The following is a 21,066-nucleotide window of genomic DNA, read 5'->3' on the forward strand; positions in this document are numbered from 1 at the left end:
GTGGGCCGGGTCCATGTGGACCGGGCACATGTGGACCCGGTCTATAGGGCGCCGGCCCGTGTGGACCCCGTCCATGCGGGCCCAGTTCGTGTGGACGGGGTCCGTGTGCGTCCCGCCTGTGTGGGCCCGCTCCATAGGGCGCCGGCCCATGTGGACCCGGCTCGTGTGGACCGAGCTCCTGGTGGGCTCAGTCGTCGATGCCCTCGGCCGCGCGCTTCTCGCGCAGCTCCTTGATCGCCCGGCGGCGCGCCAGCCGGTGCGTACGCCGGATCTGCGCCTCCTGGTAGCGACGGCGGTCCCGCTCCGTCTCCGGCACCACCGGCGGCACCACCCGCGGCTTCCCGTCCCCGTCCACCGCCGCGAAGACCAGGTACGCGGAACCCACCTGCGTCGCCGGCGTCGACTCGTTCCAGCGCTCTGCCAGGACGCGGACGCCGACCTCCATCGAGGACCGGCCCGTCCAGTTGACCTGTGCCTTCACATGCACCAGGTCACCGACCCTGACCGGCTCCAGGAACACCATCTCGTCCATGGAGGCCGTGACCGCCGGCCCGCCGGAGTGGCGGCCCGCCACGGCGCCCGCCGCGTCGTCGACCAGTTTCATGATCACGCCACCGTGCACCGTGCCCAGGAGGTTGGTGTCGCTGCCGGTCATGATGTGGCTGAGGGTGGTGCGGGACGCCGAGGTCGGCTTGCCCGGAATCTCGCTCTCCGGGCGGGGGGCCTGATCTGTCATGCCCTCCACCTTATGCCGGTCCGCGACCACCGCCGTCCGCGTCGGCCGGGGCCTTCGTCCCACCCGGCGCGGGCCCTTCGTTCCGGGGCAACGGGACCCCCGTTCCAGGACAACAGGACCCCTGCTCGGGGACAAAAGGGCCGCATTGCATCAGCTTCGCTACAGGCCCGGTGTGATTTACCACTCGGCCTGTCCGGGTGGGTCGAGCCACCGGCACACTGTTGCGCATGAGTGACTGGCATGGAGGCAACTCCCGCGGCGACGCCGCGGGCGGGGGCGGATGGTCGGACGACGGCGACGGCCGCGGCTACGGGCAGGGCAGCGCCGGGCAGCCCGAGAGCGCCCGCGTGATGCGCCACGTCCAGCGCCCCTCCACCCCCCGGCGGGGCTCCGTGCCTCCGCAGCAGCGCGGGTACGACCAGGGCGGCGGCCAGGGGTACGCCGAGCCCGGGTACGACAGCGGCTACAACACCGGCCAGGTCTACGGCAGCCCGCCCGGCGGCGGGCGGGTGCCACCGCAGGGCGGCGACCCGTACGGCCGCCCGGCCCCGGCTCCGGACTGGCGCCGCCGCATCAAGATCGGCGCGATCGTCGCTCTCGTCGCTGTGCTGGGCACCACCATCGGCACGTACTTCTGGGCGGACGGCAAGGTCCGTCGCGAGGTCGACCTGTCCAAGGTCATCGAGCGGCCCGGGGAAGGCGACTGCACCACCTACCTGATCGTCGGCTCGGACAGCCGTGAGGGCCTGTCCGCCGAGGAGAAGAAGCGGCTGCGCACCGGCTCCGCCGAGGGCAAGCGCACCGACTCCATGATGATCCTCGCCAAGTGCGGCAGCGGGAACACGATGATCTCCCTCCCGCGCGACTCCGACGTCGAGATACCGACCTTCGTGGGCTCGGAGTCCGGCAAGACCTTCCCCGGCACCGGCAGACGCGTGAAGCTCAACGCGGCGTACGCGGAGGACGGTCCGGAGCTGCTGGTCCGCACGGTCGAGCACAACACCGGTCTGCGGATCGACCACTACGCCGAGATCGGCTTCGCGGGGTTCGCGAACATCGTCGACGCGCTCGGCGGTGTGGAGATGAACATCGAGAAGGGCTTCAAGGACAAGAAGTCCGGCGCCGACTTCAAGGCGGGCACCCAGACCCTCGACGGCGAGCAGGCCCTCGCGTTCGTCCGCACCCGGTACGCGTTCGCGGGCAGCGACCTGGACCGCACCAAGAACCAGCAGAAGTTCCTCTCCACGCTGGCGAACCAGGCGGCGACGCCCGGCACGATCCTCAACCCCTTCACGCTCTACCCGACCCTCGGCGCGGGCCTGGACACCCTGATCGTCGACAAGGACATGTCCCTGTGGGACCTGGGGTCGATGTTCTTCGCGATGAAGGGCGTCAGCGGCGGTGACGGGAAGTCGATGAACATCCCGATCTCCGGCAGCCGCGGCGGCAACCTCGTCTGGGACAAGGCGAAGGTGCAGCAGCTGGTTAAGCAGATCCAGAACGACGAGAAGGTCACCGTCACCAGCCAGTGACCGCGCACGGCGAGGGGCCCTTACCGCATCGGCGGCTTCCGGTGGTACGGGCCCCTCGCCGTGTCCGGCCGGCTCCGGCACGGTCCTGGAAACACCTGCGCTCCGGGCCCCGGTCTGCGGCAGGATCGGTCCGTGCCGAACGAACCCGACGCCACCGCCATCGAGTTGAGCCAGGACGAACTCCGCGAGATCACGGGCTACGCGGCCGCGTGCGCCCGCGCGGTCCTGCCGGTCTTCGAACAGGACCGCCCCGAGGACCCGCGCCCGCGCGAAGCCCTCGACGCGGCGGGGCTGTTCGCCGGGGGCGGCCGGCGCACGGCGGCACTGCGGCAGAGCGCGTGGGCGGCCTACCGGTCCGCGCGGGAGGCCGCGTCGCCCGCCGCGGCCGAGGCTGCACGGGCGGCGAGCCATGCGGCGGGGGCCGCGTTCCTGCACCCCCGGGCCAGTGCCCACCAGGTGAAGCACGTCCTCGGCGCGGCGGCGCACGCGGCGCTCGTCGCGGAGCTGCTGTCCGGCGGGGACGGGGCCGCCGCCACGACGGCGCTGGAGCGGGCGCACCGCGACGCGCCCCCGGCGGTCGCCGCGGTCCTCGGCCGGCTGCCCGCCGCGCCGCCCGGGGGCGGGCGGGTCGGCGAACTCGTCCGCGCGCTGGACGCGGCGCTCCGCGCCTGAGCGGGGCCCTCGCGGGACAGGTGGGTCGGCGACCCACCGATGAGTTCCGGTGCCGCCCGCCGTCTACCCCTCAACACGATGAACCGGACCACACCGCCCCCGGAGGCACCCCATGAGGAAGATCGTCGCGCAGCTGTTCATCTCGGTCGACGGCGTCGTCGAGGACCCGCACGAGTGGCACTTCCCCTACTTCAGCGACGAGATGGGCGCGGCCGTGGACGCGGTGCTCGGGCAGGCGGACACGCTGCTGCTCGGCCGGGTCACCTACGACAGCTTCGCGGGCGCCTGGCCGGAGCGGGAGGCGGCCGGGGGCGAGGACGCGCCGTTCGCGAAGAAGCTCGGGGACGCGCGGAAGATCGTGGTCTCCCGGCGGACCCTCGACTTCACGTGGCGCAACTCCGAGCAGTTGCGGGGGGACTTCGAGGAGGCGGTCCGCGCGCTGAAGAGCGAGCCGGGCGACGACCGGATCGCGGTCAGCGGTTCGGTGTCGGTGGTGCGCTCCCTGCTCGCCGCGGGACTGCTCGACGAGCTGAACCTGCTGGTGCACCCGGTCGCGGTGCGCAAGGGCGAGCGCCTCTTCGACGAGGGCGACACGCCGGTGCCGCTGAAGCTGCTCTCCGCGGAGACCTTCGGGAGCGGGGTGCTCAACCTGGTCTACGGACCCGAGCCGGCCGCCGCCCCGGAGGCCGGTTACGAGGACGCGAAGGCGCATCTGCCGCAGTCCTGAGGAGGGGTGGTCGGCGGGCGCGCGTCCTGCGGCGTCAGACGCGGGCGTACTCGAGGAGCTGGCTGGTGTTCGTGCAGGTGCTGTGCGTGGACTGGCTGGTGGACGAGACCTGCACGGCGGAGGAGCTGCGGGACGTCTGCATCGGCGTGGTCCTCGGCGCCGTCCGCCCCTTCCTGTCCGAGGACCCGGCCGGCGACGCCCCGCGCCACGCCCCGGCCAGTGACCGGCCGGGGCGTCGCCGTGAAGGCTGGCGCGTTACGGCAGGTTGCGCGCCATCACGATCCGCTGGACCTGGTTCGTGCCCTCGTAGATCTGCGTGATCTTGGCGTCGCGCATCATGCGCTCGACCGGGTAGTCGCGGGTGTAGCCGTAGCCGCCGAGGAGCTGGACCGCGTCCGTGGTGACCTCCATGGCCACGTCGGAGGCGAAGCACTTGGCGGCGGCGCCCTGGAAGGTGAGGTCGGCGTCGCCGCGCTCGGACTTGGCGGCGGCCGCGTAGGTGAGCTGGCGGGCGGCCTCGATCTTCATGGCCATGTCGGCGAGCATGAACTGGATGCCCTGGAAGTCCGCGATCGGCTTGCCGAACTGCTTGCGCTCCTGGACGTAGCCCTTGGCGTAGTCGAGGGCGCCCTGCGCGATGCCGAGGGCCTGGGCCGCGATGGTGATGCGGGTGTGGTCCAGGGTCTTCATCGCGGTGGCGAAGCCCGTGCCCTCCTCACCGATCATGCGGTCGGCCGGGATGCGGACGTTGTCGAGGTAGACCTCGCGGGTCGGGGAGCCCTTGATGCCGAGCTTCTTCTCCGGGGCTCCGAAGGACACGCCCTCGTCGCCCTTCTCGACGACGAAGGCCGAGATGCCCTTGGAGCGCTTGGCCGGGTCGGTGACGGCCATCACCGTGTAGTACTCGGAGACGCCGGCGTTGGTGATCCAGCGCTTCACGCCGTTGAGGACCCAGAAGTCCCCGTCGCGCACGGCCTTGGTCTTCATGCCGGCCGCGTCCGAGCCCGCGTCCGGTTCTGAGAGGCAGTACGAGAACATGCCGTCGCCGTTGGCGAGGGGCGCCAGGTACTTCGCCTTCAGCTCCTCGGAGCCGGAGAGGATCACCGGCAGGGAGCCGAGCTTGTTGACCGCCGGGATCAGGGAGGAGGACGCGCAGACCCGGGCGACCTCCTCGATCACGATGACGGTCGCCAGGGCGTCGGCGCCCGCGCCGCCGTAGGACTCCGGTACGTGCACGGCGTGCAGGTCGGAGGAGACGAGGGCGTCCAGCGCCTCCTGCGGGAAGCGGGCCTCCTCGTCCACCGCGGCGGCGAAGGGCGCGATCTTCGCCTCGGCCAGGGAGCGGACCGACTCGCGGAGCATGTCGTGCTCTTCGGACGGGCGGTACAGGTCGAAGTCGGCCGATCCTGCCAAGGTGTCTCACTCCCCAAGATGCTAACTACCGTTAAGTAACCCAATTTTAGACGGGCCGCGGGGCCGGGGCATAGGTGAGTTTGGCGACAGCCCCGGTCAGGCCCGGATTCCGGGCCCCGGCTCCGCACCCGGGCCCCACGGACGGCCGCCCGTCGGGCCCCTCCCGCCGCGCGGTTATGCTCGGGCGCGCACGCCCGCCCGCATCAGTACTGGAGCACCGCATGGCCCTCAAGATCACCGTGATCGGCACCGGCTACCTGGGCGCCACCCATGCCGCCGCGATGGCCGAGCTCGGTTTCGAGGTGCTGGGGCTCGATGTCGTCCCCGAGAAGATCGAGCTGCTCTCCTCGGGCCGGGTGCCCATGTACGAGCCCGGTCTGGAGGAGCTGCTGGGGCGGCACGTCGCCGGGATCGAGGGCTCCACCGGGCGGCTGCGGTTCACCACCTCCTGGGAGGAGGTGGGCGCCTTCGGCGACGTCCACTTCGTGTGCGTGAACACCCCGCAGAAGCACGGCGAGTACGCCTGCGACATGAGCTTCGTGGACTCGGCCTTCGCCTCCCTCGCCCCGCACCTGGGCGGGCAGGCACTGGTCGTGGGCAAGTCGACGGTGCCGGTGGGCAGCGCGGACCGGCTGGCGCGGCTCCTCGCCGAGCAGGCGCCGGGCGAGGTGGAGCTGGCGTGGAACCCGGAGTTCCTGCGCGAGGGTTTCGCCGTGGACGACACCCTGCACCCGGACCGGATCGTGGTCGGCGTCCGCGGCGAGCGCGCCGAGAAGCTGCTGCGCGAGGTGTACGCGACGCCGATCGCGGAGGGCTCGCCGTTCGTGGTCACCGACTATCCGACGGCGGAGCTGGTGAAGACCGCCGCGAACTCCTTCCTCGCCACCAAGATCTCCTTCATCAACGCCATGGCCGAGGTCTGCGAGGCGGCCGGCGGCGACGTGGCCAAGCTGGCGGAGGCCATCGGGCACGACGACCGCATCGGAAGGAAGTTCCTGCGGGCGGGCGTCGGCTTCGGCGGCGGCTGCCTGCCCAAGGACATCCGGGCGTTCATGGCCCGCGCGGGCGAACTGGGCGCGGACCAGGCACTGACCTTCCTGCGCGAGGTCGACTCGATCAACATGCGCCGCCGGGGCCACATGGTGGAGCTGGCGCGTGAGGCGGTCGGCGGCGGCTCGTTCCTGGGCAAGCGCGTCGCGGTGCTGGGCGCGACCTTCAAGCCCGACTCGGACGACGTCCGGGACTCCCCGGCGCTCAACGTCGCGGGCCAGATCCAGCTCCAGGGCGGCCAGGTCACGGTCTACGACCCCAAGGGCATGGAGAACGCCCGCCGCCTCTTCCCGACCCTCGCCTACGCGGACACCGCCCTGGCGGCCGTACGCGGCGCGGACGTGGTGCTGCACCTGACCGAGTGGCGCGAGTTCCGCGAGCTGGACCCGGCGGAGCTGGGCGCGGCGGTCACCTCCCGCATCCTGCTGGACGGCCGCAACGCGCTGGACGCGGAGGCGTGGCGCGCGGCGGGCTGGACCTACCGGGCGATGGGCCGCCCGCGCGCCTGAGCCACGTCGACGGGCCCGAGCGGCGAGGTGCCCGAGCGCGGCGCCGGCTCCCGGCGGAAGCCGGCCCGGCGCTGGCGGCCTGAGTCCCGCCCGGCACGGCCGGGCGACACCGCATTCCGCCGACCGTGCCGGACGGGGCCGGGCCCACCGCATCCCGCTCGCCCTGCCCACCGGGCCCGAGCGCGGCGCCGGCTCCCGGCGGAAGCCGGCCCGGCGCAGGCGGCCTGCGCCCGGCACGGCCGTGCGCGCCGCGCCCCGCCGACCCGCCGAACGGGGCCGGGCCGGAACCCGCAGGGGTTCCGGCCCGGCCCCGTTCACGCGCCGTCGCCCGACGCCGCCGCCCCGGCTCGGCGTGCCCGGGCCCGGTAGGTGCGCATCTTGGTGCGGGCGCCGCAGACCGACATGGAGCACCAGCGGCGGCGGCCCGCCGGGCTGCGGTCGTAGTAGGCCCACTGGCAGTCCTCGGCCTCGCACGCCTTGAGCCGGAGCCAGGTGCCGGCGGCCGTGCCCTCCGCGATCGCCAGGGCGACCCGGCCGTGGAGGGTCGGCGGGTCGCCGGCCCTCAGGGCCGCCTCGCCCGCAGGGCCTACGCTCACCCGGAGCAGGGCCCCGGCGAGCAGGGCGTCGAGGGTGGTGGAGGTGCCGTGGCCCGCGTGGGCCAGGCAGGCGGCACGCAGTGCCTCCCGCAGCGCGCGCGCCGCGTCGATCTCCTCCGTGCCCGCGTCCGCCAGGCCGAAGCGCGCGCGGTTGGCGGCCGATTCCAGGGTGTCCGCGCCGGTCCCGACGTCCAGCGTGTTGACCAGGGCCTCGACGAGCGCGAGGCCGCCGGGCGCGGATTCCCTGTCGTTCATGCTTGCGACGTTACCGCCTTTGGGGGAGCATGCAGTAACGGTTACCTGTTGAGGCGCAGTACCGGTAACGCAGTACCGAAAGCGCGGCGCGGGTACGCGCCCAGGGCAGGTAACGCCGAGCCGGGAGACCGGCAGACCGGAGGAGCAGTCATGAGCATCGCCAAGCTGGGGGCCGTCGTCCTGGACTGTCCCGACCCCGTCGCGCTGGGCCGCTTCTACGCGGAGCTGCTCGGGGGCGAGATCGAGGACGACGGCGACGGCTGGGTCGACCTCTCGGGCGGGGCGGCGCCCCTCGCCTTCCAGGCCGCCCCCGGGTACACGCCCCCGAAGTGGCCGTCCGCCGAGCACTCGCAGCAGTTCCATCTGGACGTGACCGTGGACGACCTGGACGCGGCGGAGGCCCGGGTGCTGGCGCTGGGCGCGACCGCCCTCGACGCGGCCGACCACGCGCGTAGCTTCCGGGTGTACGCGGACCCGGCCGGGCACCCGTTCTGCCTCTGCGCCGGCTGAGGGACGGGACCCGTCCCGGGCCCGGGCTCAGCCGTTGAGCGAGTCGATCACGGCCCGGGAGGGCGCCGGGCGCGCGGCGGCCGTGCGGGCGGCGAACTCCGTGCCGCGCAGCACCCGGAGCACGTTCGCCCAGGTCAGCCCGGTGACCTCGGCCTCGCTCCAGCCGCGTTCCAGCAGCTCGGCGATCAGCCGGGGGAAGCCGGAGACGTCTCCGAGGCCGGGACCGTGGGGCAGGCCCGTGTCGTACGCCCCGGTCAGCGCGACGGTCTCGGCCCCGGCCACCGCGCGGACGCGGTCGAGTGCGTCCGCGACCTCGGCCGGGGTCCCGGTGCACGGGACCATGCAGACGCCGTGGCCCGCCCGCAGGGCACGCAGCAGGTCCTCGTCCAGCGGCTCGGGGTGGTGGGAGACCAGCGCCGGGGCCCGGGTCACGGCGAGGACGCGGCGCAGGGTCTGAGCCGGGCAGCCGGAGAGGTCGAGCAGGACACCCAGGCGGTTCGCCTCGCGCACCACCTCGTGGCCGAAGGGCGTCAGGCCCCCGGGACCGCCGGTCCAGCGGCTGCCGACCGGGGTGAGGGAGCGCACGCCGAGGGTGTGCAGGGCGCGCAGGGCGGCGAGTGAGTCGCCGAGCGCGGGGCCGGGCGCGGGCCCGAGCAGTACGGCGGTCCGGCCCCGGTTGCGGGCGTCGGCCACGTCGTCGGCGCGTACCGCGACGACCAGGCCCTCCGGGGCGCTCCGCACGGTCTCGCGGACGACGTCGATCAGGTCCAGCACCCCGGCCAGGTCCCCGGCCCCGGCGGTCCCGGAGTCCGCGCCGGGCGGGTGGAGGCACCAGAACTGGGCGCCGACTCCTCCGCGCCGCAGCCGGGGGACGTCGGTCTCCAGCAGGCTCTCGCCCGCTTCGAGGTCATGGAAGTGCATGCTCCGCAGAACGGGGGCGAGCCCGCTGCGGCCGTCCACGACGGGGTGCTCCCGCAGCAGCTCGCGGGCGCGTGCGAGGAAGCCGGGGACGCCGGGCGGGGCATCGGGGCCGGGCTCCGGGCTGCCGGTGGTGGGCGCCGGGCTGCCGGTGGTGGGCGCCGGCGGGTCCGGGTACGCGAGGTCGGCGTCGAGGGCCGCCAGCACGGCGAGGCCGTCGCCGTCACCGTCGCCGAGGCCCGGGGCGACGCGCCGGTCCGGGGCCTCGGCGCCGCCCGAGGGGTCGACGGTCGTCAGGGACGCGGACGACGCCGAGGGGGACTGGTCGGTGGACGTGGCGTCCTGCGGTTCTGCCATGGCGTGCTCCGGATTCTCGCCGGCCTGTGCCGCCGCCGCGGACTGCCCGGGAGGCCGGGGCCGGGCGGCGTTACGCCGCGCCTGGGCCGGGGCGGCGTTACGCCAACCGTGGCACGGGAGGACCGGCCGGTCGCGGCGGGGGCGGCTTCCGGTGGGCCGTTCGAGGGGCGCCCCCGCGACACGGGCGCGGACGGCGCCCGTACCGCGGGCGGTCCCGGCGGCGGGAGCGGCCGACGGCCCGGCCACGGGGTCCGTCGCGCCGCCCGGTCCGGCCCTCAGCCCTCCTCGTCGAGCCCGTCGAGCACGTCGATCGTCGCGTTCGACGGGCCCCGGACCGACCGCAGGTCCCGTGCCACGTCCTCCGCCGCCCGCAGCACCCGGACCGCGTTCTGCCAGGTCAGCTTGGCCAGGTCGGCGTCCGACCAGCCGCGGTGGAGCAGCTCCGCGACGAGGTTGGGGTAGCCCGCCACATCGTCGAGACCGGACGGCGTGAACGCCGTGCCGTCGAAGTCGCCGCCGATCCCGATGTGGTCGATCCCCGCGACCTCCCGCATGTGGTCCAGGTGGTCGGCGACCGTCGCCGCGGTCGCGGCCGGCCGGGGGTTGGCCGCCTCGAACGCCTCGTGGATCTTCATCGCCTCCGGCGTGGTCTCCAGCGGGTGCAGTCCGTGGGCGCGCATGTTGTCGTCGGCCGCCCGGGTCCAGTCCACAGCCGCGGGGAGGATGAACTTGGGCACGAAGGTGGCCATCGCGACGCCCCCGTTGGCGGGCAGCTGGGCCAGCACGTCGTCGGGGACGTTGCGCGGGTGGTCGCAGACGGCGCGGGCCGAGGAGTGCGAGAAGATCACCGGCGCGGTGGTGGCCTCCAGCGCGTCGCGCATCGTGGTCGCGGCCACGTGCGAGAGGTCGACGAGCATGCCGAGGCGGTTCATCTCGCGCACCACCTCGCGGCCGAACGGGGAGAGCCCGCCGACCCGGGGCTCGTCCGTCGCGGAGTCCGCCCAGGCGATGTTGTCGTTGTGCGTGAGGGTCATGTAGCGCACGCCCAGCGCGTACAGGGCGCGCAGGGTGGCCAGGGAGTTGTTGATCGAGTGGCCGCCCTCGGCGCCCATCAGGGAGGCGATCCGGCCCTCGCCGCGCGCGGTCTCCATGTCCTCGGCGCTCAGGGCGCGCGCAAGGTCCGCCGGGTAGCGGGTGAGGAGCTGGCCGACGGCGTCGATCTGCTCCAGGGTCGCGCTGACCGCCTGGTCGCCGGCGAAGTCGCTGCGCACGTACACCGACCAGAACTGGGCGCCCACCCCGCCGGCCCGCAGCCGGGGGAGGTCGGTGTGCAGCCGGCCCGTCTGGTCCCCGGCGATGTCCAGGCGGTCCAGGTCGTAACGGACGTGCCGGCGCAGCGCCCAGGGCAGGTCGTTGTGGCCGTCGACGACGGGGTGGGCGGCGAGCAGGTCGAGCGCCCGGGGCAGGAGATCCGTGGGGGACGTCATGGGGTCTTGCATGCCCACGCCGTCAGCCGCCGAAGCCGAACGAGTCGGCGCCGGCGACCTTGGTGCGCAGCCTCTTGCCCTTCTCGGTCGCCTGGTCGTTCAGTTCCTGCTGGAACGCGGTCATCCGGGTCATCAGGTCCGGGTCCTGGGTGGCCAGGATGCGGGCCGCGAGGAGACCGGCGTTGCGCGCGCCGCCGACCGAGACGGTGGCCACCGGGACCCCGGCGGGCATCTGCACGATGGAGAGCAGGGAGTCCATGCCGTCCAGGTACTTCAGCGGCACGGGTACGCCGATCACGGGCAGCGGGGTGACGGAGGCGAGCATGCCCGGCAGATGGGCCGCTCCCCCGGCACCCGCGATGATCGCCTTGAGGCCCCGGCCGGCCGCCTCCTCGCCGTAGGCGATCATCTCGCGGGGCATGCGGTGGGCGGAGACGACGTCGACCTCGTAGTCGATCTCGAACTCGTCGAGGGCCTGGGCGGCGAGCTCCATGACGGGCCAGTCGGAGTCCGAGCCCATGACAATGCCGACGACAGCGCTCATTCGGTGATCGTCCCTCGCAGGTAGCCGGCGGCGTGACGGGCGCGGTCCAGCACGTCGTCGAGGTCGTCGCCGTAGGTGTTGACGTGGCCGACCTTGCGGCCGGGCTTCACGTCCTTGCCGTACATGTGGATCTTGAGCTGCGGGTCCCGGGCCATGCAGTGCAGATACGCCTGGTACATGTCCGGGTAGTCGCCGCCCAGGACATTGCACATCACGGTCCACGGGGCGCGGGGACGCGGGTCCCCCAGCGGCAGGTCGAGGACGGCCCGGACGTGGTTGGCGAACTGCGAGGTGATCGCGCCGTCCTGGGTCCAGTGGCCGGAGTTGTGGGGGCGCATCGCGAGCTCGTTGACGAGGATGCGGCCGTCGGTGGTCTCGAACAGCTCGACGGCGAGGTGACCGGTCACGTCCAGTTCGCGGGCGATCCGCAGAGCCAGCTCCTGCGCCCGGCCGGCCAGCTCCTCGCTGAGTCCGGGCGCGGGCGCGATCACGGTGTCGCAGACGCCGTCGACCTGGCGGGACTCGACGACCGGGTACGCGACGGCCTGGCCGTGCGGGGAGCGGACGACGTTCGCGGCGAGCTCGCGCACGAAGTCGACCTTCTCCTCGGCGAGGACCGGCACCCCGGCTCTGAACGGGGCCTCCGCGTCGGCCTCGGAGCGCACGAACCACACACCCTTGCCGTCGTAGCCGCCGCGCACGGTCTTGAGGATGACGGGGAAGCCGCCGACCTCCTCGGCGAAGGCGGCCGCGTCGGCCGGGTCGGCCACGATGCGGTGCCGGGGGCAGGGGGCGCCCAGCTCGGTGAGCCGCTCGCGCATCACGCCCTTGTCCTGGGCGTGCCGCAGCGCGTCCGGGCCGGGGCGGACGGGAATGCCGTCGGCCTCCAGGGCGCGCAGGTGCTCGATGGGCACATGCTCGTGGTCGAAGGTGATCACATCGCAGCCGCGCGCGAAGGCGCGGAGGGTCTCCAGGTCGCGGTAGTCGCCGACGACGACGTCGCCGACGACCTGGGCCGCCGAGTCCTGGGGCGTGTCACTGAGGAGCTTGAACTTCAGGCCGAGGGGGATGCCCGCCTCGTGGGTCATACGGGCGAGCTGACCGCCGCCGACCATGCCGACTACCGGAAACGTCACCCCTTCAGGGTATCCGCCGACCGGAGCGCCCCCGTTCGCCGTATGTTCCGACAAGCGGTGTAGCGGACGTCACATGCACCCCGTGACTCCCGGGCGCCACGGGGAGGCCCTGGTTAGCATGGCGGTGTCGACACTGCCGCTCGACGCCGCCGACGGACGAGGCTGGACACCCACCATGAGCCAACGAGGCGGAGGACCGGGCGGGCGGCTGCGGCGGCTCGCCCGCGAGGCCGCCAAGTTCGGCGCGGTCGGCGGTGCGGGCCTCCTGGTCAACCTGGGCGTCTTCAATCTGCTCCGGCACACCACGGACCTCCAGGTGGTGCGCGCCTCGGTGCTGGCGACCGTGGTGGCCATCGCGTTCAACTACGTCGGCTTCCGCTACTTCACCTACCGGGACCGGGACAAGAGCGGCCGGACCCGGGAGCTGAGCCTCTTCCTGCTGTTCAGCGCGGCGGGCCTGGTGATCGAGAACGGCGTCCTGTACGCGGCGACGTACGGGTTCGGGTGGGACACGCCGCTGCAGAGCAACATCTTCAAGTTCCTGGGCATCGCGGTGGCGACCCTGTTCCGCTTCTGGTCGTACCGGACGTGGGTCTTCCGGGCGTTGCCCGCGCGGGAGGCGGTGCAGCAGGCGGAATCGTTCCTGGAGCAGCGCGGAACGCACGGGGCCCGGCGGACACCGGCCGGACGCCGCTGACACCTCCCCGGCACGGTGGCGCTCACCGGACGGTGGGTTTCTCCTCGCCCCGCTCGCGCGGTGACCGGCTGAGGAAGAGGGCGAAGACCGGCGGGTGCTGCTGGAGGAGTTCGAGCCGCCCCCCGTCCGCCTCCGCGAGGTCCCGGGCGACCGCGAGGCCGATACCGGTGGAGTTGCGGCCGCTGATGGTGCGTTCGAAGATCCGCGCGCCGAGCTGGGCGGGGACGCCGGGGCCCTCGTCGGTGACCTCCACGACCGCCTGGTTGCCGGTGACCCGGGTGCGGACTGCGACCGTCCCGCCGCCGTGCATCAGGGAGTTCTCGATCAGCGCGGCGAGGACCTGGGCCACCGCGCCGGGTGTACCGACCGCGCGCATCCCGTGCCGTCCGGAGTGCACCACGGCCCGCCCGGCGCTGCGGTAGGCGGGGCGCCACTCCTCCAGTTGCTGCTTGACCACCTCGTCGAGGTCGAAGGAGACGGCGGAGCCGATCCGGGGGTCCCGGGAGTTGGTGAGCAGCCGCTGCACCACGTCGGTGAGGCGTTCGACCTGGGCCAGGGCGATGCTCGCCTCCTCCTTCACGTTCTCCGGGTCCTCGGTGAGGGTGATCTCCTCCAGTCGCATCGACAGCGCGGTGAGCGGGGTGCGGAGCTGGTGGGAGGCGTCCGCGGCGAGGCGGCGCTCGGCGGTGAGCATCCGGGCGATCCGCTCGGCGCTCGCGTCGAGGACGTCGGCGACGCGGTCCAGTTCGGGCACGCCGTAGCGGCGGTGGCGGGGTCGCGGGTCGCCCGAGCCGAGGCGTTCGGCGGTCTCGGCGAGGTCGGTCAGCGGGGAGGCGAGGCGGTTGGCCTGGCGGACGGCGAGGAGCACGGCGGCGACCACGGCGACCAGGGCCACCGCGCCGATGATCAGCAGCGACCTGCCCACCTCGCGGGTGACGGCCGAGCGGGACTCCTCGACCACGATGTCCGTGCCCTGCTCCCCCTGTTCGGTGGCCCGGATCACACTGCCGGTGGGGCGCTTGCCGATCTCGATGGGCGCGCGGCCGGGGATGCGGATCTCGGCGTACCGGGTGATGTCGCCCTGCTGGGCGATGATGTCGGGGTTCACCGGCTCGCCGCCCACCAGCCGGGAGTCCACGATGCTCGCGAGCCGCAGCGCCTCGGACTCCACGCTCTCCTGGGCGCTGCTGCTGATGGTGCGCGTCTCGACGAGGACGAGGGAGACGCCGAAGACGGCGATGACGACGAGCACCACGGCGAGCGTGGAGTTGATCAGACGGCGGCGCATGTCTCCTGCGTATCAGGACTTCTCGAAGCGGAAGCCCACGCCGCGCACGGTGGCGATGTAGCGGGGGTTGGCCGCGTCGTCGCCGAGTTTCTTGCGGAGCCACGAGATGTGCATGTCGAGGGTCTTGGTGGAGGACCACCAGGTGGTGTCCCAGACCTCGCGCATCAGCTGGTCGCGGGTGACGACCCGGCCCGCGTCCCGGACCAGGACCCGCAGCAGGTCGAACTCCTTGGCGGTGAGCTGGAGCTCCTCGTCGCCCATCCAGGCGCGGTGCGACTCGACGTCGATCCGGACTCCGTGGGTGGCGGGCGCGGGCATCGGCTCGGTGGCGCCGCGGCGGAGCAGGGCCCGGACGCGGGCGAGGAGTTCGGCGAGCCGGAAGGGCTTGGTGACGTAGTCGTCGGCGCCGGCGTCGAGGCCGACGACGGTGTCCACCTCGTCGGCGCGGGCGGTCAGCACCAGGATCGGGACGGTGTGACCGTCGGCGCGCAGCCGCCGGGCGACCTCCAGGCCGTCCATGCCGGGCAGGCCGAGGTCCAGGACGACGAGGTCGATGCCGCCCGCGAGTCCGGCGTCGAGGGCCGCGGGCCCGTCCTCGCGCACCTCCACCTCGTAACCCTCACGGCGCAGGGCGCGGGCGAGGGGCTCGGAGATGGATGCGTCGTCCTCGGCGAGCAGTACACGCGTCATGAACCTGATGGTAGTCCGCACGGCGGGACGCCGGGGCGGGACGGAGAGGCCCATGACCTGGGACGGGCACTCCCTGGCGCTACCTGCCACTCAGAGGTGGCATCCTGATGACGACCTTCGATTCAGTGCAGCTGGTTCCGTATTTACCTGTGATCCATCTCTCAAGTCCTTCCATATGCGGCAGTGTCGTGGCGTATGGTGGCGAGACGTCTGAAGTAGTGCCCGGGGACCTTTGGCACGCGAGTGCACCAAAGGTCCCTTTGCTGCGCGGGGTTGGCCCCAACCGACGCCGTGCGGCGCACCAGAAGTGAATGACCTGTGGGCCGGGCCCTGTGCGCGAGGACGTGCGCGGGGTGTGGATCCCGGGGTGTGACGCCGCCCGTTTCCCGCTCGCCGGGACGCCCCCAGGCGTGGGCGCGCGGCCCGCCCCCGGTGCCGGCTGCCCCCACCGGGCGCACCACCGCTCACAAGGCGGCGCGTCCCGACACGAACAAGGATCGACATGGCGTCCAGCCTGACGAAGGACTCGGCCGGCACCCCTGGCTCCGAGAAGACCTTCTTCGGCCACCCCCGCGGTATGGCCACGCTCTTCATGACGGAGATGTGGGAGCGCTTCTCCTGGTACGGGATGCGCGCCATCCTCGTGCTCTACCTGGTCGCGGGTGTCCTCGACGGCCCGCTGGCGGGCCGTGAGGCGCTGGCAGCCTCGATCTACGGCGTCTACAACGCGGTCGTCTACATGGCGGCGATGCCCGGCGGCTGGATCGCCGACCGGCTGTGGGGCGCGCGGAAGGCCGTCCTCGTCGGCGGCATCGTCATCGCCCTCGGCCACTACACGCTGGCGATCCCGTCGGACGCCGCGTTCTTCGCCGGTCTGGCGCTCATCGCCGCCGGTACCGGCCTGCTGAAGCCCAACATCTCCGCGATGGTCGGCGGCCTCTACGAGGGCCAGCCGAGCGCGCGCCGCGACGCGGGCTTCACCCTCTTCTACATGGCGATCAACATCGGCGGCATGGCCGCGCCGCTGATCGTCGGCTACCTCGGTGAGAACGTCAACTGGCACCTCGGCTTCGCCGTCGCCGGTGTCGGCATGACCCTGGCCGTCGTGCAGTACGTCCTCGGCGGCCGCCACCTCGGCGACGTCGGCAAGGAGCCCGGCACCCCGGCCTCGCCGGAGGAGAAGCGCACCGTGCTGCGCAAGGTGCTCCTGTGGGGCATCGTCGCGGTGGCCGCGCTGGCGGTGGACATCGCCCTCGGCACCTACGACATCGAGCACATCGTGAACGTGCTCGCGGTCCTCGGCATCGTCGTGCCGGTCGTCTACTTCGTCGCGATGTACCGCAACCCGGCCCTGACGGCCGCGGACCGCCCGAAGATCCAGGCGTTCGCGTGGTTCTTCGCCACGGCCGTGCTGTTCTGGATGATCTACGACCAGTCCGGTTCGCTGCTGACGCTGTTCGCGGACGGCAAGACCGACCGCATGATCGGCGGCTGGGAGTTCCCGGCGTCCTGGTACCAGTCGGTCAACCCGGCCATGGTCATCGTCCTGGCGCCCGTCTTCGCGGGCCTGTGGGTCGCGCTGGCCAAGCGCAACCGCGAGCCCAGCACCCCGATGAAGTTCGCCCTGGCGATGCTCCTCATCGGCGGCTCCTTCGCCATCATGGGCCTCGCGGGCGCCGCGGCCGCGAACAGCGAGACCGGCAAGGTCACGGTCTTCTGGCTGCTGAGCGTCTATCTCGTCCAGACCATCGGTGAGATGTGCCTCTCGCCGGTCGGCCTCTCCCTCTCCACGAAGCTGGCGCCGAAGCAGTTCGTCGGCCAGATCATGGGTCTGTGGTTCCTCGCCACGGCGACGGGCAACGCCCTCAACGGCTGGACCACCAAGCTCAACGCCCCGCTGGGCGACGCCCTGTACTACTCCCTCTGGGCGGTCATCGCGGTGGCCACGGGCCTGGCCTTCATGATGGCCGGCCGCAAGATCCGCGCGCTGATGGGCGACGTGCGCTGACGACGTCCCCACCCGTACACGGCGAAGGCCGCCGCGCCGGAAAGGTGCGGCGGCCTTCGCCGTGTACGGGTACGCGTGCGCGTCTGCTCCTGCGTCTGCGACTGCGACTGCGACTGCGTCAAGAACTAGGCGGGGGCCGCCAGTTCGGCCCAGACCGTCTTGCCCGGGGAGTCCGGGGCGCGCAGGACGCCCCAGTCGAGGCAGAGGCGCTGGACGATGAACATGCCGTGGCCGCCCGGACGGCCCGCGCGGTGGGGGGTGCGGGGTGCGGGCTGGCCGGTGCCGTCGTCGGTGACCTCCAGGCGGAGGACCTTGCCGTCGGTGGCGACGCGGAGTTCTTCCGGGCCCTCGGCGTGCAGGCAGGCGTTGGTCACCAGCTCGGAGACGACCAGCAGGACGTCCTCCGCGGCGGCCCGGCGGTCGGCGGTGGCGGCAGGCAGCCAGCCCCAGTCGTACAGGGCCTGCCGGGTGAAGTCGCGGGCCATCGGGACGATGCCGCTCGCGTTGCGCAGCGTGAGGCGGCGCGTCGTGCCGCCCGCCGCTGCCGGGGCGGATACGGCGGGTGCCGCGCCCGCGCCCCCCGGCTCGGGGCCGAGGTCGCCCGGCGGCTGCTGCCGGGTGGTGCTCATCAGCGCTTCACCTCACCGATTCACCGGTTCACCAGTTCACATTGCTTGAGTACGCACGGTGGCGCGCGGGTGGCTCCCGGACGTCGTGCGTGCCGTGGGGTTCTCCTGCCCGGTCGAATCGGGACAACACCCACGAGGTCGCCGTTGCCCGCGTGAGACGTGCAACAGGCGGGAGGGCCGGTTCAGTCGGCCAGGGCCGCTTCCAGGGAGTCGTGCACGGTGAAGACCGCGTCCGCTCCGGTGATCTCGAAGACCCTCGCCACCACGGGCTGCATCCCGGCCAGATGGATCCCTCCTCCGCCGGCCTCGGCACGGAGCCGGGCCCCCAGCAGGACATTGAGCCCGGTGGAGTCGCAGAACTCGAGCGCGGAGCAGTCGACCACCAGCCGTACCCGGCCCCGGTCGATCGCCTCGTCCAAGGGGACACGCAGCAGCTCGGCCGTGTGGTGATCCAACTCACCCGCCGGCCGCACAATCTCGCTGCGCCCCTCGGTCCGAACCTCGACCTGAAGTCGGCCCCGGTTCACGCTGCCGACCGTCTCGCGGTCCATGCCCGTCCCTCTTCGCCGTGTCGTCGCTGCTCATCCACCGTCATGCCACATGTCACATCCCTCGCGGCGGGCAAGGGAACGACACCCGCCGAACATTACGCCTTTGCCGGTCCCACGGGTAGTCGAACCAGCCAACAATACGCACATACCGGACATTAGCCACTTGCGATCGGTCCCGCCGAACCGATAGGGCTAGTAAAGACACCAACCGACACGGCCGGCCTTGGAGGCGCCGCTCACCGCAGCAGCATGCACGGCATCGGCAGCCATACGCCGAGAACGATGGAGGACACCATGTCACCCCGGCTCGACGAACCGCGTACCCCCACCGCGCCGTCGGCAATCCACGAAACCGTCCCGGGCCCGCGCCACCACGCCGGCACGGAGGCCGCCGCCGAGGCGGACCCGGCCCCCGAGGGTCTGAAGGGCCTGGAAGGCCTGCCCGAGATCCCGGCGGCCGGCGAGCTCAGCGCGGTCGACGCGCGGGCCCTGTCCCGGACGCTCTTCGACCGGCTCGCCACCCTGGAAGAGGGCACCCACGAGCACGCGTACGTACGCGGCACCCTGATCGAGCTGAACCTCGCCCTGGTCAAGTTCGCCGCGTCCCGGTTCCGGACCCGCAGCGAGCCGATGGAGGACATCGTCCAGGTCGGCACGATCGGCCTCATCAAGGCGATCGACCGCTTCGAGCTCAGCCGGGGCGTCGAGTTCCCGACCTTCGCGATGCCGACCATCATCGGCGAGATCAAGCGCTTCTTCCGGGACACCTCCTGGTCGGTGCGGGTGCCGCGCCGGCTCCAGGAGCTGCGTCTGGACCTCGCCAAGGCGGGCGACGAGCTCGCCCAGCGGCTGGACCGCGCTCCGACCGTCGACGAGCTGGCCGGGCACCTCGGCATCCCCCGGGACGAGGTCCTGGAGGGCATGGCCGCGAGCAACGCGTACACCGCCAGCTCGCTGGACGCGCAGCCCGAGGACGACGAGGGCGAGAGCACGCTGGCCGACCGCATCGGCTACGAGGACCACGGCATCGAGGGGATCGAGTACATCGAGTCCCTGAAGCCGATGATCGCGAGCCTGGCACCGCGCGACCGCACGATCCTGTCCCTGCGCTTCGTGGCCAATATGACGCAGTCCGAGATCGGCGAGGAGCTGGGCATCTCGCAGATGCACGTCTCGCGTCTGCTGACGCGGACGCTGGTGAAGCTGCGCAAGGGGCTGACCGCCGAGCAGTGAGCCGGGCACGGCCCGTGACTCGTGCGCGCCGGTGAGCCGGGCACGGCTCGTGACTCGTGCGCGCCGGTGAACCGCGCCGCGGCCGGACCGGGCGGCGCCGCCCGGGAAGGCACCCGCAAGGGCCCGTTCCACGCCGGAACGGGCCCTGCGCATGTCTGCGGCCGTACCGGGCGCGCACCCGGGAGAGACTGGGCCCCGCTCTCCCCGCCGACCCCGCCGCCCACCCGAGAGGACCCGTCATGTCCGCCATGTCCGCCGTGCCGGCCGCGCCACCCGTCATCGCAGTCACCGGAGCCGGCGGCCGCCTCGGCGGGCGGGTGGCCCGCCGGCTCGCCGCGGCGGGCGCCGCGGTCCGGCTGCTGGGCCGGGACCCGGCCCGGCTGCCCGAACTGCCGGGCGCGGTCGCGGCCCCGCCCGCGGCCTACGGCGACGGCGAGGCGATGCGGCGGGCCCTGGACGGCGTGACGACGCTCTTCCTGGTCTCGGCGCGCGAGTCCCGCGACCGGGCCGCGGAGCACCGCACGGCGGTGGACGCGGCGGTCGCGGCGGGTGTGGAGCGGATCGTGTACGTCTCGTTCACGGGCGCGGCCCCGGACGCCACGTTCACCTTCGCGCGCGACCACTTCCACACCGAGCAGTACATCCGGTCGACGGGCCTGCGGCGCACCTTCCTGCGGGACAACCTCTACCTGGCCGCGATCCCGGCGATGACGGGCGCGGACGGGGTCCTGCGCGGCCCGGCCGGCCGGGGACGGGTCGCCGCCGTGGCGCACGACGACATCGCGGACGCGGCGACGGCCGTCCTCCTCGACGACCACGGCGCGCACGAACGGGCGGTGTACGACCTGACCGGCCCGACGGCCTTCTCCCTCGCTGAGGCGGCGGCCGAACTCAGCCGCGTGACCGGCCGCACGATCCGCTACCTCCCCGAGTCCCGCGAGGAGGCGTACGCCTCACGCGCCGGCTACGGCGCGCAGGACTGGGAGGTCACCGGCTGGGTGTCCTCCTACGAGGCCATCGCGGCAGGCGAGATGGCCCTCGTCTCCGACACGGTCCCCCGTCTCACGGGCCACCCCGCCCAGTCCCTGCACACCTATCTGACCTCCCACCCACGCAGCGTGGCCCACCTTCTGGGCTGAGGGCCGGGCGCACCCGTCGCGGACGGACCCATGGGGACCGGGCCCCTGCACACGGCCCGGAACGAGCCGGGCGCACCCGCCGCGCGGCGGCGGGACCGGGACCCGAGCCCCTGAGCGCGCCGCCGACCGCCCTGCGGGCAGTGGCAGCCGGGGCGGGCTCGGCCCGGCGGGCACCGGTCGAGCAGGCGCCGTCCCGGCTCGCCCGGACGAACGGCGAAGGCCGGGGCCACCCGCCGAGCAAACCGCGCGCGGTGGTCACCCCGCAGCGGACGACCTGGAGCACGCCGGCTCCGGTCGGGGCACAGACCCCGGAACGCCGGCCGCAACCGGACCGGTGTGGCCGGGGGCCACCGGCCCCGGGCACGCCCACCGCACACGGCCAGGAACGG

General features: G+C 73.1%; 20 protein-coding genes. 9 read left to right on the forward strand and 11 right to left on the reverse strand.

Going from position 1 to position 21,066, the window contains the following annotated elements:
• Nucleotides 1-187: 187 nt before the first annotated feature.
• Nucleotides 188-736: an acyl-CoA thioesterase gene (locus C593_RS0108095; RefSeq protein WP_018846793.1), complete on the reverse strand. Its 549-nt coding sequence runs from the start codon at nt 734-736 to the stop codon at nt 188-190.
• A 227-nt stretch (nt 737-963) separates the two neighbouring features.
• On the opposite strand from C593_RS0108095, the gene C593_RS0108100 reads away from it, so the two are divergent.
• From C593_RS0108100 to C593_RS0108110, 3 genes are all read left to right on the forward strand, one after another.
• Nucleotides 964-2,268 carry an LCP family protein gene (locus tag C593_RS0108100; RefSeq protein ID WP_018846794.1) on the forward strand — a complete coding sequence of 435 codons (1,305 nt, stop codon included), beginning with the start codon at nt 964-966 and terminating at the stop codon, nt 2,266-2,268.
• A 132-nt stretch (nt 2,269-2,400) separates the two neighbouring features.
• Nucleotides 2,401-2,940, forward strand: coding sequence for a putative immunity protein (locus tag C593_RS0108105; RefSeq protein WP_018846795.1), 540 nt, complete (start codon nt 2,401-2,403; stop codon nt 2,938-2,940).
• Between the two features lie 112 nt (nt 2,941-3,052).
• Nucleotides 3,053-3,667 (forward strand): dihydrofolate reductase family protein, encoded by a 615-nt coding sequence (locus tag C593_RS0108110; RefSeq protein WP_018846796.1) that lies wholly within the window; start codon nt 3,053-3,055, stop codon nt 3,665-3,667.
• Nucleotides 3,668-3,922: 255 nt separating this feature from the next.
• Here C593_RS0108110 and C593_RS0108120 read toward each other — a convergent pair whose 3' ends face one another.
• A complete protein-coding gene (locus C593_RS0108120) occupies nt 3,923-5,080 on the reverse strand; it encodes an acyl-CoA dehydrogenase (RefSeq protein ID WP_018846798.1) in 1,158 nt (385 codons plus the stop codon).
• 221 nt (nt 5,081-5,301) lie between these two features.
• On the opposite strand from C593_RS0108120, the gene C593_RS0108125 reads away from it, so the two are divergent.
• Nucleotides 5,302-6,639 (forward strand): UDP-glucose dehydrogenase family protein, encoded by a 1,338-nt coding sequence (locus tag C593_RS0108125; RefSeq protein WP_018846799.1) that lies wholly within the window; start codon nt 5,302-5,304, stop codon nt 6,637-6,639.
• A gap of 314 nt (nt 6,640-6,953) precedes the next feature.
• Here the strand turns inward: C593_RS0108125 and C593_RS0108130 are convergent, their stop codons facing one another.
• Nucleotides 6,954-7,490 (reverse strand): CGNR zinc finger domain-containing protein, encoded by a 537-nt coding sequence (locus C593_RS0108130; RefSeq protein WP_018846800.1) that lies wholly within the window; start codon nt 7,488-7,490, stop codon nt 6,954-6,956.
• Between the two features lie 150 nt (nt 7,491-7,640).
• Between C593_RS0108130 and C593_RS0108135 the strand changes: the two genes are divergently transcribed.
• Nucleotides 7,641-8,000 carry a VOC family protein gene (locus C593_RS0108135; RefSeq protein ID WP_018846801.1) on the forward strand — a complete coding sequence of 120 codons (360 nt, stop codon included), beginning with the start codon at nt 7,641-7,643 and terminating at the stop codon, nt 7,998-8,000.
• Nucleotides 8,001-8,027: 27 nt separating this feature from the next.
• Here the strand turns inward: C593_RS0108135 and C593_RS0108140 are convergent, their stop codons facing one another.
• The 4 genes from C593_RS0108140 to C593_RS0108155 form a co-directional block, all read right to left on the reverse strand.
• The gene (locus C593_RS0108140; RefSeq protein ID WP_018846802.1) at nt 8,028-9,275 is read right to left on the reverse strand and encodes a membrane dipeptidase; all 1,248 of its coding nucleotides are present in this window, start codon (nt 9,273-9,275) and stop codon (nt 8,028-8,030) included.
• Nucleotides 9,276-9,550: 275 nt separating this feature from the next.
• Nucleotides 9,551-10,762, reverse strand: coding sequence for a dipeptidase (locus C593_RS0108145; RefSeq protein ID WP_018846803.1), 1,212 nt, complete (start codon nt 10,760-10,762; stop codon nt 9,551-9,553).
• A 22-nt stretch (nt 10,763-10,784) separates the two neighbouring features.
• Nucleotides 10,785-11,306 (reverse strand): 5-(carboxyamino)imidazole ribonucleotide mutase, encoded by a 522-nt coding sequence (purE, locus tag C593_RS0108150; RefSeq protein WP_026277480.1) that lies wholly within the window; start codon nt 11,304-11,306, stop codon nt 10,785-10,787.
• On the reverse strand, nt 11,303-12,442 hold the full coding sequence (locus C593_RS0108155; RefSeq protein ID WP_078521292.1) for a 5-(carboxyamino)imidazole ribonucleotide synthase: 1,140 nt from the start codon (nt 12,440-12,442) through the stop codon (nt 11,303-11,305). Before C593_RS0108155 ends, purE begins: the two co-directional genes overlap by 4 nt.
• 175 nt (nt 12,443-12,617) lie before the next feature.
• Between C593_RS0108155 and C593_RS0108160 the strand changes: the two genes are divergently transcribed.
• Nucleotides 12,618-13,139 carry a GtrA family protein gene (locus C593_RS0108160; protein ID WP_026277481.1) on the forward strand — a complete coding sequence of 174 codons (522 nt, stop codon included), beginning with the start codon at nt 12,618-12,620 and terminating at the stop codon, nt 13,137-13,139.
• Between the two features lie 22 nt (nt 13,140-13,161).
• On the opposite strand, the gene C593_RS0108165 is transcribed toward C593_RS0108160, so the two are convergent.
• Together C593_RS0108165 and C593_RS0108170 are read right to left on the reverse strand one after the other, a co-directional pair.
• Complete coding sequence (locus C593_RS0108165; RefSeq protein WP_018846807.1) at nt 13,162-14,427, reverse strand: ATP-binding protein; 1,266 nt, start codon at nt 14,425-14,427, stop codon at nt 13,162-13,164.
• A gap of 12 nt (nt 14,428-14,439) precedes the next feature.
• A complete protein-coding gene (locus C593_RS0108170) occupies nt 14,440-15,117 on the reverse strand; it encodes a response regulator transcription factor (RefSeq protein ID WP_018846808.1) in 678 nt (225 codons plus the stop codon).
• Nucleotides 15,118-15,619: 502 nt separating this feature from the next.
• Between C593_RS0108170 and C593_RS0108175 the strand changes: the two genes are divergently transcribed.
• Complete coding sequence (locus tag C593_RS0108175; protein ID WP_018846809.1) at nt 15,620-17,125, forward strand: peptide MFS transporter; 1,506 nt, start codon at nt 15,620-15,622, stop codon at nt 17,123-17,125.
• A gap of 125 nt (nt 17,126-17,250) precedes the next feature.
• On the opposite strand, the gene C593_RS0108180 is transcribed toward C593_RS0108175, so the two are convergent.
• Together C593_RS0108180 and C593_RS0108185 are read right to left on the reverse strand one after the other, a co-directional pair.
• Nucleotides 17,251-17,754, reverse strand: coding sequence for an ATP-binding protein (locus C593_RS0108180; protein ID WP_018846810.1), 504 nt, complete (start codon nt 17,752-17,754; stop codon nt 17,251-17,253).
• A gap of 182 nt (nt 17,755-17,936) precedes the next feature.
• Nucleotides 17,937-18,305, reverse strand: coding sequence for an STAS domain-containing protein (locus C593_RS0108185; protein ID WP_018846811.1), 369 nt, complete (start codon nt 18,303-18,305; stop codon nt 17,937-17,939).
• Between the two features lie 282 nt (nt 18,306-18,587).
• On the opposite strand from C593_RS0108185, the gene C593_RS0108190 reads away from it, so the two are divergent.
• Together C593_RS0108190 and C593_RS0108195 are read left to right on the forward strand one after the other, a co-directional pair.
• A complete protein-coding gene (locus tag C593_RS0108190) occupies nt 18,588-19,538 on the forward strand; it encodes an RNA polymerase sigma factor SigF (protein WP_018846812.1) in 951 nt (316 codons plus the stop codon).
• Nucleotides 19,539-19,777: 239 nt separating this feature from the next.
• Complete coding sequence (locus tag C593_RS0108195; protein WP_018846813.1) at nt 19,778-20,677, forward strand: NmrA family NAD(P)-binding protein; 900 nt, start codon at nt 19,778-19,780, stop codon at nt 20,675-20,677.
• Nucleotides 20,678-21,066: the final 389 nt, after the last annotated feature.

The organism is Streptomyces sp. CNT372 (genome assembly GCF_000377145.1).